14 protein-coding genes are annotated in these 18,742 nt (G+C 33.5%); 13 read left to right on the top strand and 1 reads right to left on the bottom strand.

Annotated elements, in window-relative coordinates; all coding sequences use genetic code 11:
* The first annotated feature begins 74 nt into the window (after positions 1–74).
* The 4 genes from HUW51_RS06145 to HUW51_RS06130 all read left to right on the top strand — a co-directional run bounded on the left by HUW51_RS06145 (position 75) and on the right by HUW51_RS06130 (position 4,254).
* Positions 75–839 (top strand): glycosyltransferase family 2 protein, encoded by a 765-nt coding sequence (locus HUW51_RS06145; RefSeq protein ID WP_185273110.1) that lies wholly within the window; start codon positions 75–77, stop codon positions 837–839.
* A gap of 8 nt (positions 840–847) precedes the next feature.
* A complete protein-coding gene (locus tag HUW51_RS06140; protein ID WP_185273109.1) occupies positions 848–1,906 on the top strand; it encodes a glycosyltransferase in 1,059 nt (352 codons plus the stop codon).
* Between the two features lie 81 nt (positions 1,907–1,987).
* Positions 1,988–3,061 carry a glycosyltransferase family 4 protein gene (locus tag HUW51_RS06135; RefSeq protein ID WP_185273108.1) on the top strand — a complete coding sequence of 358 codons (1,074 nt, stop codon included), beginning with the start codon at positions 1,988–1,990 and terminating at the stop codon, positions 3,059–3,061.
* On the top strand, positions 3,058–4,254 hold the full coding sequence (locus tag HUW51_RS06130; RefSeq protein WP_185273107.1) for a delta-aminolevulinic acid dehydratase: 1,197 nt from the start codon (positions 3,058–3,060) through the stop codon (positions 4,252–4,254). The genes HUW51_RS06135 and HUW51_RS06130 overlap by 4 nt, the downstream gene beginning before the upstream one ends.
* Before the next feature lie 203 nt (positions 4,255–4,457).
* Here the strand turns inward: HUW51_RS06130 and HUW51_RS06125 are convergent, their stop codons facing one another.
* Entirely contained in the window at positions 4,458–5,243 is a 786-nt protein-coding gene (locus tag HUW51_RS06125) for a polysaccharide lyase (protein WP_185273106.1), read from the bottom strand.
* 192 nt (positions 5,244–5,435) lie between these two features.
* Between HUW51_RS06125 and HUW51_RS06120 the strand changes: the two genes are divergently transcribed.
* From HUW51_RS06120 to HUW51_RS06080, 9 genes are all read left to right on the top strand, one after another.
* Positions 5,436–6,791: a lipopolysaccharide biosynthesis protein gene (locus HUW51_RS06120; RefSeq protein WP_185273105.1), complete on the top strand. Its 1,356-nt coding sequence runs from the start codon at positions 5,436–5,438 to the stop codon at positions 6,789–6,791.
* 389 nt (positions 6,792–7,180) lie between these two features.
* The gene (locus tag HUW51_RS06115) at positions 7,181–8,407 is read left to right on the top strand and encodes an EpsG family protein (RefSeq protein ID WP_185273104.1); all 1,227 of its coding nucleotides are present in this window, start codon (positions 7,181–7,183) and stop codon (positions 8,405–8,407) included.
* A gap of 277 nt (positions 8,408–8,684) precedes the next feature.
* Complete coding sequence (locus HUW51_RS06110; RefSeq protein ID WP_185273103.1) at positions 8,685–9,425, top strand: WecB/TagA/CpsF family glycosyltransferase; 741 nt, start codon at positions 8,685–8,687, stop codon at positions 9,423–9,425.
* Positions 9,426–9,475: 50 nt separating this feature from the next.
* Complete coding sequence (gene wecB, locus HUW51_RS06105; RefSeq protein WP_228467034.1) at positions 9,476–10,570, top strand: non-hydrolyzing UDP-N-acetylglucosamine 2-epimerase; 1,095 nt, start codon at positions 9,476–9,478, stop codon at positions 10,568–10,570.
* Between the two features lie 138 nt (positions 10,571–10,708).
* Positions 10,709–11,419, top strand: a complete 711-nt coding sequence (locus HUW51_RS06100; RefSeq protein ID WP_185273101.1) for a polysaccharide deacetylase family protein — start codon at positions 10,709–10,711, stop codon at positions 11,417–11,419.
* Between the two features lie 103 nt (positions 11,420–11,522).
* Positions 11,523–12,470 (top strand): nucleotide-diphospho-sugar transferase, encoded by a 948-nt coding sequence (locus tag HUW51_RS06095; protein WP_185273100.1) that lies wholly within the window; start codon positions 11,523–11,525, stop codon positions 12,468–12,470.
* Between the two features lie 397 nt (positions 12,471–12,867).
* Positions 12,868–13,974 (top strand): glycosyltransferase family 4 protein, encoded by a 1,107-nt coding sequence (locus HUW51_RS06090; RefSeq protein ID WP_185273099.1) that lies wholly within the window; start codon positions 12,868–12,870, stop codon positions 13,972–13,974.
* 549 nt (positions 13,975–14,523) lie between these two features.
* Positions 14,524–17,814 (top strand): LamG-like jellyroll fold domain-containing protein, encoded by a 3,291-nt coding sequence (locus tag HUW51_RS06085; RefSeq protein WP_185273098.1) that lies wholly within the window; start codon positions 14,524–14,526, stop codon positions 17,812–17,814.
* 145 nt (positions 17,815–17,959) lie between these two features.
* Positions 17,960–18,691, top strand: coding sequence for a WecB/TagA/CpsF family glycosyltransferase (locus HUW51_RS06080; RefSeq protein ID WP_185273097.1), 732 nt, complete (start codon positions 17,960–17,962; stop codon positions 18,689–18,691).
* Positions 18,692–18,742 lie beyond the last annotated feature (51 nt).

Below are 18,742 nucleotides of genomic sequence, written 5' to 3'. Positions count from 1 at the left end.
TTATATTGGTGCAAAAATTTGTTAGCATTGTTTTTTTGCAAACATATTAACTTAGTAAAATTTAAAATGCCTATATGACAAATAATATATTAGTTTCAATCATTACACCTTCATATAATCAAGGTTCGTATATAGAAGAAACTATTTTATCTGTTATTAATCAAACCTATAAAAATATTCAATACATAGTTGTTGATGGTGGTTCGTCAGATAACACGATGGAAATCGTAAATAAATATAAGGATAAAATAGATATTATTATTCATGAAAAAGATAACGGGCAATCTGAGGCAATAAACAAGGGTTTTAAATTATCTAAAGGTGAATTGGTAGGTTGGATTAATTCTGATGACTTATTGTATCCTGAATGTGTTGAGAAGATAGTGGAGTTATATCACTCTAAACCAAATGGAAGCATTTATTATAACGCCTATGGGAAAATGATTGATGGAAAAGGGGATACTATCAAAGAGTATTGTATCATCATACCAAATAAGGATTATCTTCTTAATCATGATTATCGTGTTTCTCAACCAGGATCATTTTATAACAAAGCAATGCTTAAAAAGGTAAACTACCTAGATGAATCTATTCATTATTGCATGGATTTAGATTTGTGGCTTAGATTATTAAATTTTGCCCCTATATATTATACAACTTATCCACCATTAAGTTGCTTCAGAATTTGGGAAGAAACAAAGACATCAACTGGTGGCCAAAAATTTTTTAATGACATAAGATTAGTACTTTTAAAAAATGGTGCTAAGAAGTATGCTAAAACTGTTGTAAAAACCTATTGGTATAGTTTTAAGGCACGTATTAAGGATTTAATTAAATAAAGTAGTTGGTGAAAATAGTACACGTTATATTTTCTCTGAAAACAGGTGGAGCAGAAACCATGTTAGTTGATGTTTTAAATGAGCAAATAAAAAGTTCCAGTGTTGAATTAATTATTGTTAATAATATTTACGATCTAACTTTAATTAAATGCATTGATAAGAGAGTCAAAATTAGCTTTATTAATAGAGAACCTAAAAGTTTAAATATTCTCAAATTATTAAAGCTTAACTATTTAATTTTTCAGATTAATCCAACTGTTATTCATTGTCATAATCATAACTTGGCGCCACTTATAAAATTTACAGGTACTTCAAAGATTTGCTTAACTGTTCATTCTTTAAATATGCCTTTAAAGCATTTTACAAAGTATAACCAAGTTTTTGCTATTTCTGATGCGGTCAGAAAGGATATATTAAGTAGAAGTGGTATTAATGTTAAGGTTGTTTACAATGGAATTGATTTTGAAAAAGTTGAGTATAAAGAAAATATAAATAGCTATAGCCCACTCTTTTCTATACTTCAAGTAAGTCGATTAGATTACAAATTGAAAGGTCAGGATGTCCTTTTAAGAGCATTAGCAATCTTAATTCATGATAAGGGTATCAAATATATAAAGTTAGATTTAATTGGAGAGTCTAATAACAATTCAGACAAAATTTATTTAGAAAATTTAGTTCACGAATTGGATATTAAAGACTATGTTAATTTTCTCGGACTTAAGAGAAGAGATTATGTATATCTAAACCTAAAATCATATAGTTTACTTGTTCAGCCATCAATTTATGAAGGCTTTGGTTTGACAATTGTGGAAGCTATAGCTGCCAAGATTCCTGTGTTAGTTTCAGATATTGAAGGTCCTATGGAAGTAATTGGTGGTGGTAAATTCGGCGAATATTTTGAAAAGGCTAATCATTACGACTGTGCTAGTAAAATTGAAAAATTAATTATGGATTATTCAAATCAACACAGATTGGATAAAATTAATAGAAGTTTTGAATTTGCTTTTAATACTTTCAATATAAAAAATACAGCGAATAATTATTTAAAAGAATATGCATTGCTTTAACATTTATTTTGATAAAATGAAATTCTAAATTTTAGTATTAAATGCCGTCTTAAAGCAAAATTTTAATAGGCTCAATACAAGTTGAAAGTTTTAATAACAATTCCTGATTTGTCTATTACTGGAGGTGTTTCTTCTCTTTTTAATATATTAAAAATGAGCCATATATCAGGGGTAGATTACTTTTTTGTTACCGAAAATGGAGAAGTGGGAGGAATTTTAAGATTTAAGAAACTTGTTTATAAATTTTGTTATTTCTATTTAAAAATAGTAAAATACGATTTACTTCATGTAAACCCATCTTTAAACTCAAAATCTTTTTTTCGAGATGCAGTTTTTGTACTTCTGGCTCTAATTCATAAAAAGAAAGTTTTAGTATACTGGCATGGATGGCAAGATGATTTTGAACAAACCATAAAAAAAAACTGGTTAAAAAAATGGGTCTTTAATAGAACCTTTAAGAGAGCAAATACATCTATTGTTCTCGGGGCTGTATTCAGGGATAAGCTAATCTCTTTAGGAGTAGTAAACACCATAATTTTAGAATCTAATGCAGCTGACGATTATTATTTAAAACTTAGTGGCGGAGGTAAAGAGACATTATTGGAAAATGAAACTTTTACCTTGCTTTTCTTGGCTAGAGTAGTAAAGGAAAAAGGCATCTATATTGCCATAGATGCTTTTAAGGAATTAAAGAGGAAATTATCAAAACCGATACAGCTTATTATAGCCGGAGATGGTAATGAGTTAGGTAAGGCTAAGGCTTACGTTAAAGATAATAATATTGATAATATAATTTTTAAAGGTCATGTAAGCGAGGAAGCCAAGCATGAGGTTTATTGTGTGAGCGATATTCTTCTTTTTCCCAGTTATTATAACGAAGGCATGCCATTGGTAATATTAGAGGGTATGATTTATGGTTTACCAATAATTACTAGACCTATAGGAGGAATACCTGATTGGGTAATTGATGGAGAAAATGGATTTTTAATAAATAGCCTTAATTCTGATGACTATATTAGGCCTATTATTAGATTATTAGAGGATGATAATTTTTATAAAAAAATATCAAATAATAATTACCAAAAGGCCAAAGAAAATTTTACACCGGATAAAGTTAGAGATAGGCTCGTTAAATATTATAAATCTCTTGCATGAAAGAAACTAAATCAGTTCTTACTTTAAGAGATGTAGCTTTTTCATTAAATAAGCTAAAAGCATACTGCGAATCTAACTCTTTTAAAGGTTATGATCCTTATGATGGATTAAATAGTATACTTTTTCAGTCCATACCCGCTTTGTCCAGAAATCGTTTAGCCCGTTTAGCCTGGATACAATTGTTTAAACGTATTCCCTTAAATTTAAGACCATTAGTTGGGGTAAAAAAAGACTATAATCCTAAAGCGCTTGGATTGTTCTTGTCCGGTTATTGTAATCTGTATAAACAATCACCTGATAAAGAATACTACGACAAGATTTTATTCTTCTCAAGCAGACTTTTAGAATTAGTAAGTAAAGGCTGGAGTGGCGCTTGCTGGGGTTATAACTTCGATTGGCAAGCCAGAGCTTTTTTTCAACCTAAGTATACACCAACGGTGGTGGCAACAACTTTTATTGGCAACGCCATGCTTGATGCGTACGAAATAGTAAATGATGAACGTTTCCTGCAAACCTCCCGAAGTGCGTGTTCTTTCATTTTAAATGACCTTAACCGGTATTATGATAATAATGGAAATTTTGCATTCTCTTACTCTCCACTAGATAAAAGTATAGTATTTAATGCTTCACTTTTGGGTAGCAGGTTACTGGCCCGTGTTTATAGTTTTACTAAGGAAAAAGAACTAATAAAAGAAGCCAGGAAATCTGTTGCTTTTTGTTGTGACCATCAAAGGGAAGATGGATCTTGGGGGTATGGCACCTACCACTTTCATCAGTGGGTAGATAACTTTCATACTGGTTATAATTTGGAGTGCATAACAGATTACATGAATTTTTCTGGTGATTTTTCATTTAAGCAACATGTACTGAAAGGCTTTGATTATTACATAAATATTTTTTTTACAGAAGAAGGCGTTCCTAAATACTATAATAATTCTGTTTACCCAATTGATATTCATGCTCCGGCTCAGATGGTAATTACTCTGGCTAAATTAGGTAAAATGGAAGAGCATAAGGTTATACTAGATAAAGTTTTAAACTGGACTATTAAGCATATGCAATCTGATAAAGGGTATTTTTATTATCAGCTAAATAAATACTTCTCATCCAGAATACCGTACATGCGTTGGGCCCAAGCCTGGATGTTTTACGCGCTATCAACATATTTATTATTCAGTCATAATAAGAATTGATTTAAGTAATGAAAAACTAACGTTAGTAAAACATATTTGGGAACAAATATTAGCATTAATCAATGTGATACAGTTAACAGTTGTTATATAAGTGTTAAGTGGTAAAAGCTTCTAAATACGTTCAAGATTAAAATTAGATTAGTTAGAAAAATTTTTGTAAGTGCAGGAATATGAAAACTTTTACTTGAGTGGATCCAAAGAGATTAATTTTTATTAGGTGTAATATCTTTATACTTAATATTTTCATTTCCAATTTTTACTTCATCATAATAAAGAACTCTTTTGTTGATTGTAGATTTTAAACTTGGTTCTAACCAGGTCCATTTATAAATACCTATCTTGAAATAGGGGAAATTTACATCGTTATAACTGTTTGGGCCTTGATATCTTAATACCTGCTCGTCGTTATTCCAGATTTCAAGTAATCCATCTGTCTGATATGAAAATCTTATATGAAAAACCCAATCATTCCAAGAGTTTTTTTTCAGTAAGCCTAAATTTATTTTTTTATAGCCTGAAATTGTTTTGTTTGAGTTTACATTTTGTGTTGCCCAGAGAATAACAACATAAATAGAATCATTTTGTATCTGAAGTGAAATCGGAGGGCTTCTCCAGGTTTCACCCAAATCAAAATCTGGAATTTCGTGCCATTGCGTTACAATTTCCGGTTCAGAATCGAAGCTATAGTTATTAGGAAAAAATATGCTCATGCCATACCATCTTTCATATCCACTAACCTTTGAAGTTACTAACTCTGACCTTTTGCCATTTGCAACAACGCAGTCAGTTTTATTTAATTCAAAGCGAGCAGACTGTTTTCCAAATCTGCTGATCGAATCAGTAAGTATTATAGATGAAGATGAACAGGTTTCGCTTATCCATTTTTTTAAGTCACTGCTGTTCTCAAATGTAGCTTCGAGTAGTAAATTATTATGTTGAACATTTATATAAAGAGGCGCTAAAATGAAAAAAATAATAAAGTATTTCATGGCTTAAGTTTTAAATTCTAATTTAAATAAAGTATAATTATATTTTATTGACAACAAATTAAATGATATCATATGGATACTTTTAATTCATAATTATTAGATTCATTTAACCTGAAAAATAATTGATAATAATCCTATTTATTTTTTAATTGAGCTTTTCTCTAAACAGAGTTTTTATATGCTCTTTATATTATGATTAATAAAATTAAGATATTCTTTAAAAACTTTTTTACCCAAGGTCATAATAGAACCATACTGTTTAAAAAGAATATTGTGTATTCTTTACTTACCACAGGCAGCTTAATGGTTGTAAATCTTTTATTGGTACCAGTAACCATGCGGTATGTTAATACATTTAACTATGGAATTTGGCTAACATTCAATTCTTTAATGTTGTGGGTAGAACGATTTGACTTAGGGTTAAGCAACGGATTAAAAAATAAATTAGCCGAATCTAATGCCATAGGCAATATGAAAGATGGCAAAATTTATGTAAGTACCACATATGCTTTACTAGTAATAATTGCGTTCATTGCTTTTGTTTTGTTTTTATTTATTAATAACCTTATAAATTGGCAGAATCTTTTAAAAACAAGAGATTTATCAGGAATTTCGTTGAAAATGCTTACAGCATTTTTATTTCTATTTTACTTTGTTCAACTTGTGGTGCAAACTATTAACATGGTATTAACCGCAAATCATGAACCGGCAAAAGTTACTGGTATAACTTTGGTCAGCTCCTCCTTATGTCTCATTCTAATTTTACCCTTATCTAATACAAGTACAGGTTCCTTGTTAGAACTTGTTTTAATATTGGCAGGTATCCCCCTTTTAGTTTTAATACTAGCTAACTTCTGGTTTTTTAATAGAAAGTATGTCTCGGTTGCCCCAAAATTAAATTTTGTAAATTTTAAATATGCACGAGAGCTTTTTAATATTAGTTGGTTATTTTTTATTATTCAACTTGGTCATTTAGTAATTTATAATACGCATAACCTAATTATAGCAAAATTATTTGGACCTGTAGAAGTTACTCAATTTCATGTGGCAAATAAATATTTTACAATTATTATTTTAGTTTTTTCGGTGGTTGTCGCTCCCTTATGGAGTGCTTTTACTGATGCGTATGCTAAACAAGATTTACTATGGATCAAATCTGTTTACCGGAAAATGAAAATGCTTTGGGGTTTATGTGTTCTAATATGCACATTAATGCTAGTTGTATCGCCTTTTATGTATGCGTTGTGGGTGGGTGATAAAGTTAAGATATCTTTTTATTTATCCATGGCGATGGTATTTTATACTATTGCTTACATGTGGCATTTATTACATATTTATCTTCTAAATGGAATAGGTAAGTTAAAGCTTCAAATGTATGTGACTTTAGCCAGCGCTTTGGTTACTATACCCTTAGCTTTGGTTTTAGGGAAACAACTAGGTCTGGTTGGAATTACGCTTGCCTATGGTAGTGTTTTTTTGTTTATGGGGCTGCTATTATCACTTCAATGTTCTCGAATTTTAAATCTTAATTTTTTTAAAATGAATTAGTTATAAGTAAACTTTATTAGCTATAATCTTAATTCGATGGAAAAAGAGGCTGTTATTGTAAATTGTAAACGTAAAAGAGAAATCAACATATGAACCTTACGTACGGAATTGATGCCTGCCTTTTATTAGCAAGAAATAAAAATTATAAAAGTAAATAAAGAGCTAATTTTCTTCAGACAGTAAGGGAGTAGTTAAACGCAGTGTATAAATAGATGTCATTAATTTGCGTCTTTAATTATGCTGGTTGTAAGGGAAGGTATCAAGGAAGATAGTTAACTGATGCAAAACAAGAATGCAAGAACTTAGTGGATCAAAAATTTTAGTCAGGAGTTAAAGCCAAACATCCAATTTAATAATATAATAAATATTTTGTTATAATACTTATATCAATGTCACCTAGTAAATTAATTATTCCTGCTATTATATTATTTATTCTAAATCCATTTATAAGTATCGTGCTTTTAGGGATACTCTTAGCAATTGATAAGACTATTGATAAAAAGTTTTATTATATTTTTTATCTGCTATTGGCTTTTTTCTTGGGATTTATAAATATGACCAAAGTGCCAGAAAGTGATCTTGGTTTTCATGCCTCTAAATATTTATATGTTTCCCAATATTCTTTTCTCGATTATCTAAGTTGGTTTGAGAAAGAACCAGTTTTTTATGCGTTTAATTACATTTTTTACTATATATCAGGAGGGAGCGTAAAGTTTTGGGTGTTTGTTATTACAGTTTTTCCTTATTTTATTTTATTTATTTCTTTAGATAAATTTCATTCTAAAGTAAACGTAAATAAGCGGTATATCCTTTTCTCTATTGTACTTGCAGCATTTTTTCCACAACTTTTTAGTTTATCGGCACACTTGATCAGGCAGTTTATAGCTGGAGCTATCATAGTATATTTCTTAGTAGATAAACTTATATATGGTAATAATAAGTGGTGGTTAGCAATTTTGGGTGTTTTGATTCATTCTACTTCTATTTTAATTTTTCCTTTAGCCTATTTGTCTTTTTTAAAAGAAAAACTTGGTAAAGGAAATATAGTTTATTTTGTTGGCTTAATTTTTATACTATTTACCTATCAGTATTTTGCCCAATTGTTATTGCCTTACTTCACAGGTATTGAAAGTATTCATTATATTTTAGAAAGAGCAAGTGTGGACAATACTTTTGAATTAGAAAAATTCTCAGCTTTGAATTATGTTTTTATAGGTGTTTTATTGGTCATTACCTTGTATAATCAATACAAAGAAGAGTTAGATATAAACATAACCGGGTTTAACCATTTAGCTAATATAATTCTCCTATTTGTTATTTTTATATTGATGAATTTGAGACAAACTGAGTTAGCATTACGATTGTTTTTTTATTTATTTTTCTTTTTCCCTTTGATTGTTCCGTTAGTATTAAAAAAAAATCCTTTTGATAAGAAATTTAGTTTCGCTTCTGTTTCTATTTCTATTATATTATTCTTTTTTTATAGGTTAGATACTGGCACCTGGAACTACGATGATAAAGAAAAGATTGTCCTTTCCTCTTCTTTTGATTTTTTATCCCGTCCTGAACCTGTAGTATATGATTATACTCGCTATTCAGAGGCAGACGCTCAATAATAATGGTTTTCCATGTAAATAGTAGCTGTTTCATTGACGAATTTTTATAAATTAATAAATGAAAATGAATCTAATATCTTATTTTTTTTTAAGATTATTTAATTATTTCCAATATATTATTAAAATACTTACATGTAGAGTCAAAATCATTTGTTTTTAATAATACAATTTTATATCATAATAAGATAATCATTCAATCAAAAAGCCATACTAATACGATGAACTGGTATAAATTTTTCGCTAAATTTAATTATATACACTTACAACAACACTAACAATGTCCAGAATAAAAATTTGCAATATACCGGTGGATGTTTTGACCATGCAGCAGACATTACAAATAATTGACTCGGCAATTGCTAAAAAAGAAACTATCCATCATGTTGTTGTAAATGCCGCTAAACTAGTTAATGCGCAAAAGGACTTAAGATTAAGAGAATCGATTTTAAATTGTGATATAATTAATGCAGATGGGCAGGGAGTCGTATGGGCATCTTATTTTTTAAATTGTCCTTTACCAGAACGTGTAGCTGGTATTGATCTTATGGAAGCACTAGTTGGCTTAGCAGCAAAGAAAGGGTATAAAATATTTTTTCTAGGAGCTACGGAAGAAGTTGTTGAAGAAGTCATAGCAAAGTATAGCTTAGCTTATGGCTCGGAAATAATTGCAGGCTATCGTAATGGATATTTTAAAAATGAGGAAGAACCTCTGATTGCGCAGCAAATTGCCTCCTCTAATGCTGATATGCTTTTTGTTGCAATGAGTTCACCTAAAAAGGAAATTTTTCTTGATACTTACAAATCCTGGATTAAAACACCTTTTATTATGGGGGTAGGGGGTAGTTTTGATGTAGTTTCAGGGAAAGTGAAGCGTGCTCCCCTATGGATGCAAAATTCAGGATTAGAATGGCTATTTAGAACATTACAAGAGCCTGGTCGAATGTGGAAACGCTATTTATATACTAATACTGAATTCGTCTACCTTATTATAAAAGAGAAATTAAAAAGCCTTTTTTAATTTCTCTTTAAAATTTATTATTAGTTGTCTGATACTTATATAACGTACTAATTATGAAACTTACTGTCATTGCTGGTGCCCGTCCAAATTTTATGAAGATTGCTCCTATTATTGAAGCTATAAGAAAACAAGTTGAAAAGGGTATTGATATAAGTTATCGTTTGGTTCATACCGGCCAGCATTATGATAAGAAGATGAGTCAGGATTTTTTTGATCAGTTAGGTATTCCTGAGCCGCATTCTAACCTTGAAGCAGGAGGTGGAAGTCAAGCAGAACAAACGGCTGCAATCATGGTTCGATTTGAAAAAGAATTGATGGAGAATTCTGCTGACCTGGTTATTGTAGTAGGCGATGTTACGTCAACCATGGCTTGTTCTATTGTTGCAAAAAAGTTGAATACCAAAGTTGCTCATGTAGAAGCTGGTATCCGTTCTTGGGATTTAAGTATGCCTGAGGAAATAAACCGTATGGTAACAGATGCTATTACTGATTATTTTTTTACAACTTCGGAAATAGCTAATACAAACCTGCGCAAAAATGGCGTTGAAAACAATAGAATTTTTTTTGTAGGTAATACTATGATAGATACCTTATTAAAGCAGATTCCTAACTTTAGGAAGCCTACTATATGGGATGAAGCACTACTACAACCAAGGGAATACTTTGTAATTACTTTACACCGGCCAGCGAATGTTGACCAAGAAAATGAATTAAAATATCTTATAGAAGAGATAATATTAAATAGCCATAATTTACCAATAATCTTTCCTGTACATCCACGAACAGCTAATGTTCTAGCAAAAGTTGGTATTGAGGCTCCAAATTTATATATGATTGAACCTTTAAGCTATTTGGAGTTTAATTATTTAGTTCGATATGCTAAAGCGGTAATTACTGATTCAGGTGGTATAACCGAGGAAACAACAGTAATGGGGATACCATGCATGACTCTAAGGAATAGTACAGAAAGACCTGAGACATGCACAATAGGTACTAATGAACTTTTGGGTGTAAATCCTAAAGCACTAAAACCTTCTATGGAAAGCTTATTCAAAGGTGAATGGAAAAAAGGAAGTATACCTGAGTTATGGGATGGTAAATCAGCTGAACGAATTGTGTCTCATCTAGTACATTTATTTGCGTAATTATATATTTACATAATTAAAGGAATAGTAAAAGCTAAATCTATTGATAAAATAAGATTATTCTGTTAATGTATAAAAGGCGTATTAGATTGTTTACGTCTCATCTCAATAAGTAATTTAGTTTTGTCAATAGAGCAAATGAAAATAATTACTACCAGTTGGGACGATGGTTACCCGGCCGATTACCGGATAGCGGAATTGCTGGAAAAATATAAGTTAAAAGGTACTTTTTATATTCCTCGCTCTAATCCGGAGCACGAAGTAATGCCGGAACCGGAAATACGAACCCTGGCCCAGGATTTTGAAGTAGGTGGGCATACGCTACATCATGTACGATTGCATAGTCGTTCGGGAGCAGTTTTTACCGAAGAAATTTTAGGGTGTTACAATTGGTTAAAAGATTTATTGGGTATTGCTCCTGTTTCGTTTTGCTTTCCGGGCGGCGTATATAACCAGCCTGCCATTGATTATACCCGCACCACTGGTTTTAAAATTTTGCGAACTACGGAGCTGTTAAATCCCGGATTACCGGATAACTTGGGTTTGGTACCCACTACTTTGCAGGTGTATAATCATTCGGGCTTTACCTATTACAAACACCTCTTAAAAAGAATAAAGCTGCGCTCGTTAGGTATTTATTTAAAAAATAAAAACAGTGCTGATTTGCTTAATCTGGTAGAGTATTACCTGAACTATGTGATTAAAAATCAGGGTTGCTTGCATATTTGGGGGCATTCCTGGGAAATAGAGCAATACCACCTTTGGGATGAGTTAGAACAAATATGTAAATTAATTTCTGGTATCAACGAGTGTACGTACGTAACCAATGGGGAGCTTAGCCAGGTGTAATAAACAGTTTTTAAAAAATAGTAAAAAAGTGCTCTTGGGTAAGTGTTAAGAAAAAAGTCCAGGTTATTGAGAAATACTTTAATTTACAATCTTCCTGTTTATAATGTCAGTTCTCTTTGAAACGCCGGTTCTTTTTTTAATTTTTAACCGGCCCGATACGACACAGTTGGTTTTTAACCAGATTAAGCAAATAAGGCCTAAATACTTATACGTGGCCGCCGACGGACCGCGGGAAACAATAGCCGGGGAAAGTGAAAAATGCTGCGAAGCCCGGGCCATTATAAACCAAATAGATTGGGATTGTGAAATAAAAACCTTGTACCGGGATAAGAATTTAGGTTGTGGATTGGCCGTTAGTTCGGCCCTCACCTGGTTCTTTGATCAGGTACCCGAAGGTATTATTCTGGAGGATGATTGCTTCCCCGATTTATCTTTTTTTCGCTACTGCCAGGAATTATTAATAAAATACAGACAGGTAGACCAGGTAAAATTGATAGGAGGCAATAATTATCAGAAAGGCATTGTGCGAGGAAAGGGAAGTTACTACTTTTCTTATTACCCCGAAATCTGGGGTTGGGCTTCCTGGCGAAGAGCTTGGGCAAATTTTGATTTTGAGATGAATGACCTGGAAGAAACTTTCCGTACGGGAGGATTAGACCATGTATTTCAAAGCCGCGGCGAAAGAAATTACTGGTACTGGAAATTGCTAAATACCAAAAGAACCGAAAAAGTAAATGTTTGGGATTACCAGTTTATGTTTTCTATCTGGAAAGATAAAGGAGTGGTTATTAGTCCCGGGGTGAACCTGGTAAAGAATATTGGTCTGGATAATAATCCTACTCACCATTCTTTGTATGATTCGAGGAAAGATTTGAAATTACATAGCTTGGCATTTCCTTTGATTCACCCTGACCTGGAAGTTGATAAAAAAGCGGACCAGTATACTTTTGCGCATGAATTTAGTTGGTCTGCCCAAAGGCTTTTTCGGTTATTAAAAGAAAACGGGATTAAAATATTTCTTTCTTATTTAGTAAATAAAATGTTAAGATAAGCTCCGGATGTAAGATGGGTCTTTTACTTGAAGGATAACAAATAAATTTAGAATTCTAAAAGAAAATTAGAGAATCTAAAAAAGTTGTGAGACAAAACTTGCATCCCTTAAATTTAGTTTATGCTTTAAAACAATATTAGAATTTTCTTTTTATTAAATATTTAATTGTAAGTAAAGAGGCAAATTAAATGATATACGATAAGTTGGGGGTAAAAGCTCCCCTCTTAAGTTTAGGAGGGGTAGGGGTAGTTGTTTTTCTATAGAAGCTACCAGGGGAAATGAATATTTATTTCTGTCCAAATACTTAATAATTATTACTCAAATAAGTCAAAGGATTAAAAGAGATATTTCAGAAACAAGTAAAATTTAAGTCCGGTTTAGTTTAACAGCTTTATTATTGAAACCTCGTATTCTTTTTATATTACATCTTCCTCCTCCCATTCATGGTGCAGCCTTGGTAGGGCAATACATTCAGGAAAGCGCGCTTATTAACCAAACCTTCGATACCACTTTTATCAGGCTTTCTACCTCCCAAAAATTAGAGGAAATTGGTAAAGGTGGGTTACAAAAAGTGTACGCTTTGTTTAAAGTACAGGCCAAAGTTTTTAGAGCCCTGAAAAGGAAAAACTATGATTTGTGTTACATGAGTATCAACTCGCATGGACCGGGTTTTTACAAAGACTTATTGATTGTATTCCTTTTAAAATTATTTAAAAAGAAGATTGTTTATCATTTTCATAACAAAGGAATTCTTTTTGAACAGCATAAAATTTTCCATAAATACCTCTACCGGTTTTCTTTTAAAGATACCAGAAGTATTATATTATCAAAGTACTTGTACCCCGATGTAAAAGCGTATGTAAAAGAGAAAGATATATTTTACTTGCCCAATGGTATACCTGGACCTTCTTTTAAAGAACCGAAACTAGTAGAGCAAGAAAGAACTTCCAGCCTTTGCAGAATTTTATTTTTATCAAATATGATGGCGGCCAAAGGAGTATATGTATTGTTGGAAGCTTGTAAGTTATTAAAAGTACAAGGACTAAAATTTGAGTGCCATTTTGTGGGCTCTTGGTTTGACATATCAAAAGAAGAATTTCAAGATTACTTAGTTCATGAAAATTTGACGGAAGAGGTATTGGCTCACGGGGGGAAGTATGGCGCTGAAAAATTTAATTTTTTTTACGATTCTGATATTTTTGTACATCCTACTCTGGATGATTGTTTTCCGTTGGTTTTATTAGAAGCCTTAAGTACCGGTTTGCCTATAGTGGCAAGCGAGGAAGGTGGAATTCCGGATATTGTTGTAGAAGGAGAAACGGGATTTTTAGTGCCTAAGCAGGATGTACAAACGTTAGCGAATAAGATTAAGCTTCTGATGCTTAATCCGGAGTTACGAAACAAAATGGCTGTAGCAGCCAAAGAAAGGTTTTATAAATTGTTTTCGTTTGAAAGGTTTGAAAATAACCTACAGGTTATTTTAGAAAAGGCTTTAAAAAGTTAATAGTTGTTTTTTGTTTCTAGTGAAAGCGGCCAACCTAACTTTCATCCGAACAAAATAAAAGCATTTCTGCGAAACCGGTAAACTGCTTGTTAGATTTTTTTGATAGTAACTAAGAGCTGTTTAATGGTTAAAAATTAAGGCTTCGCTTTTATATCTAATCATCTTGTATTAGCAGGAGGCATTTTACTTGCCAAGATTTCCTCTCGTTATAAATCTGATTTTTTTATTCTTTTTACGTTGGAAAAGCTTTTGGTTTAAAGGGTGTGGTTGCTCTTAATAAAATAAGTAGTAGCAGATAATTTTATTTATAATTCAAATTTTTCTTTTTAAATTACAAGAATATCTGGCTTTCCTGTTTTATTTAGTTCCTTCTATATAATTGTTTACAGAGCTAAAATCTACAAGTAAACATCTTGCTTAAAATTACTCAATAGCAAAGTCCTTTCATGAAGTTTATAAAATACTCGTTAGATGAGACTCTTTACACTAAAGATTGCTGATTTTTGTGATACAAAGATGCAATGGGTTACCCGTATTTTTAAATGTATTATGGGGGCTTGGCTGATTTTTTCGGGATATACAGGAAAAGCACAAACTGTAAATCCGCCTGATGTAACAAGTAACTCACGTTGCGGGGTTGGTTCTGTGGTGCTGTTGGCTGTGGGTTCCCCGGCTGGTGGAACTTACCATTGGTATACGGTTGCTACCGAAGGTACGGCAATCGCCGGGGCAACAACGGCCACCTTTACTACTCCTGATTTAGATGCTACTACTACTTATTACGTGTCGTATGTTTCCGGAGGCCGGGAAAGTGCCAGAACGGCGGTAACCGCAACTATAAATCCAACTCCCAATCTTAGTATTACGCCTTCGGAGAACTTAATTAGTTCGTATATCTTTGCGGGTAACGCTAATGATGTGTCCGGAAAGAATAATAATGGTACATTACATGGGACCATTAATGGTGGTCCCTCCTTAGCCCCGGACCGGTATGGAAACCCGGATAATGCGTATACCTTCGACGGGGAAGATGATTATATTTCTACGGCAACCCAATTTAATAATCCAGGAGAATTCTCGCTTAGTATTTGGTTTAATACTACGGTTGCCGGAGGGCAGCTAATCGGGTTTCATTCTCCTCGAACTGGTCAGAGCCAGGATTGGGATCGTTTGGTATACATGAACAATGATGGGCAGCTTATTTTTGGTGTTTACCCGGCAGATAAAACTTTAACTCTTTCTACAACGGATGCTTACAACGATGGCAAATGGCACCATCTGGTTGCTACTCTTTCGGCCAAGAATGGCACTAAGCTTTATTTAGATGGTACCTTGCAGGCGCAGGATGTTACGGCTGATGCGGCTCAACCTTTTGCCGGCTATTGGCGGATTGGTTATGGCACCTTAGATTATTGGCCTGATGCACCAACTAATTATTATTATCAGGGTTTGTTAGACGATATCAATATTTATTATACTGAGCTTACTCCTAACCAGATAGCTGATTTAAATGGAGCGGGAGCAGATCCGGTTTGTGCCGGCAACACCTTAGCCTTTAAAGCAAACACCATTCCCGGAGCTTCTTATACCTGGGCCGGTCCTAATGGCTTTACTTCTAATCTGCAAAACCCAATTATCCCGGATGCCACTACTGCCGCTAGTGGCACTTATACTTTAACGGTACAAAACAGTAGCGGCTGTACCTCACAAACTTTGGTGGAGGCCATAGTAAAGTCTTTACCTTTAGCTACGTTTACTGTTAGCCCTACAGAGATGAATACCGGGGAAAACAGTGTATTAACTTTTAGCGGTACCCAAGAAGAAAACGCCGAATATAACTGGGGTTTTGATGGTGGAACTATTGTATCTGGTTCTGGAGCCGGGCCATACCAGATAACATGGAATACACCGGGCAAAAAAAATATTACGCTTTCGATTATTTCTAATGGCTGTACTTCTGCGATGCAAACAAGATTAATTACAGTATATGGTAATTATATCTGGACTGGCAATACCAGCACCGATTGGAGTAACCCTGCCAATTGGGCCCCCAACGGAGTACCCGGAGCTAACGATAATGTTATTATTAGTAATACGTATGATAATGCACCGGTTACTCATTTGCCGGTAATTACTTCCAATGTTGCGGTAAAAGATTTTATCATTAACTCCGGAAGGCTCAACCTGAATGGAAAGACATTAACTATTAGCGGGGTAGTGGATTTTAATGGGGGGCAGGTAACGAACGGAAATCTGACCATTTCATGTGCCCGGGTTACTTTTAAAGGCACCAGCTTTACGGCTGTGTTAAATGTAATCTGTGACAATATTTATTTTAATGGTTCGGTATTCCAGAATACTACTACCATCACTAAACAAGGTGCGGCTACAGTGGATAACGATAGCGAAGGCGGCAGTGTTTTTAACGGACCAACTACCATCATTAACAACACAGATTCCCGGATGCGCCTAGGAACAGCCATCGGTGATATGTTTGCGGGTAATGTTACCTTTACGAACCAGGCTAGCGGCACATTAGAGATAAGTTATAATAGTGCTTCTGATTTTAGAGGCGATATTTCTGTAAATAGCAACTCAGTAGTTACATTCGGTAATGGAACCGGTATGGCTGTAATATCCGGGCAGAATGATCAGACTATTAGCAAAAGCGGCGGTACTCCTGTTCTGTTTAACCGCTTAACAGTAAATAAAATTAGCGGGAAAATGTTGCTTCAAACCCCAATAACTATTGGCAATGAACTAATTTTAACGCAAGGTATAATAATCTCCTCCACCGCTAACCCGCTTATATTTTCGGCTGGTTCAACGGTAACAGGGGCAAAGCACAGGAGTTATGTAGAAGGACCTGTTAAACGGTTTGGATCCGGCGCTTTTACTTTCCCGGTCGGTAAAAATAATTTTTACCGACCTATTGGGATTAACCCAAATGGGGGAGTTAGTGGTGCTTTCACTGCTGAATATTTTCCGGTTAGTTCAGCTACAGCCGGTAACCATAACAGTAAAGAAGCTACCATCAACCATTTAAGCAACTGCGAATATTGGCAATTAGACCGGGTTGCGGGTTTGGCTGCTACTCCGGTTACCTTAAGCTGGGATACCAACAGCTGCGGCGTAGATGTGCCGGCCGATTTAGTAGTAGCTCACTGGAATGGAAGCAAGTGGATAAATACTGGAGGTCGTTCTATAATTGGTAATAATTCTGCTGGAACTGTGACCAGCGCAGAAGCTCTTACCGTGTTTAGTCCGTTTACATTAGGATCAAGCTCTGTTAATAATCCTTTACCAGTACAACTCCTAAAATTTACAGCTGTTATGCAGGCCGGGAAAGTTGTTATTAATTGGCAGACTGCTTCTGAAAAAGATAACAAAGGTTTTGAAGTACAACATTCTGCTGATGGCGTTACGTTTACCAAAGTAGCTTTTGTAGAAGGGGCAGGTACTAGTTTTGATATTAAAGATTACCAGGTATCTGACTACTCACCTGGATCAGGCATTACTTACTACCGTTTACTTCAGGAAGATTATACCGGTAAAATTTCTTATTCGAAAATTATATCGGTAAAGCATACAACGGAAACAAAGCTTGTGCTGGTTACCCCTAACCCGGTTGTTAATAAAGCAGTAATAAGCATGCAATTGCCATTATCTAAAACCTGCACTATAAAGCTGGTTGATGTTTCAGGTCGTACGGTTTACTCGCAAAGTATTACTTCTGGTAGGTTAGTATTGGATATGTCGGGTTATGCAAAAGGAGTGTACTTTATTTCTTTACAAGAGGGCTCCAATTTATTTTACCGGGGCAAATTGGTGAAAGAATAGAAGTGATTAAAAAGCGGGTGAACTGGAGTAGATTATATATTACCTAAAATTAAAAAATTAAATTGCAGATGATCTTGGAAGAAAGAAAAGATTTTAGTCAGGATTGTATATTTAAGTTAAATTTGTATAGCTAAGAATAAATTAAGTGCTTAGATATAAATCTTCTAGTCTAACAGATTTTAATATCTTTTCTTCCAAAATTGAGGATATTAAAATTTCTGCCAAAACGATTATTAATACCATAAATCAATACTCGTATGTGGTAGCCAGTAAAGACAAGGCATTCCGAAAAGCATTAATTGAATCGGACGTTTTGCTTCCAGACGGAGTGGGAATTGTTTTTGCATTTAAATTTTTAAAAGGTGAAAATATAAAGAAAATTGCAGGTGCCGACTTGCATTATTACCTTTTAAATAGCTTAAATCAAAATTCTGGTAGTTGTTTTTATTTAGGATCTGCTGAGGAAACCTTAATTAAAATAGAAAACCGGATTTTGGCAGAATACCCTAATATTCGGGTAGGTTATTATTCTCCTCCTTATAAGACAGATTTCAATAATTTTGATAACGATGCAATGGTGAATGCCATAAACACTTTTAGACCAGATGTGTTATTTGTTGGGATGACTGCGCCAAAGCAGGAAAAGTGGGTGCATTATAATAAAAGTAGAATTGAAGCAAAAGTTATTTGTTCTATAGGTGGAGCGTTTGATTTTTTTGCGGGTACTGTAAACCGTCCTGGTAAATTTTGGATTAATCTGTGTTTAGAATGGTTCATTAGAATGATGAAAGAACCAGGTAGAATGTGGAGGAGATATCTGTATTATGGCCCTGTTTTTATGTTTTTAATAATCAAACAAAAATTTCAGGATAAATAAAAGGCAGGTAATTAATTGAATTTATTTTGGCAAAAATAAGTAAAACAAACG

It is taken from the genome of Adhaeribacter swui (genome assembly GCF_014217805.1).
GTDB classification, from domain to species: Bacteria; Bacteroidota; Bacteroidia; order Cytophagales; family Hymenobacteraceae; genus Adhaeribacter; species Adhaeribacter swui.
Note: the sequence above shows the minus strand (reverse complement) of the source record. Positions and strands in the feature narration are given on the sequence as shown.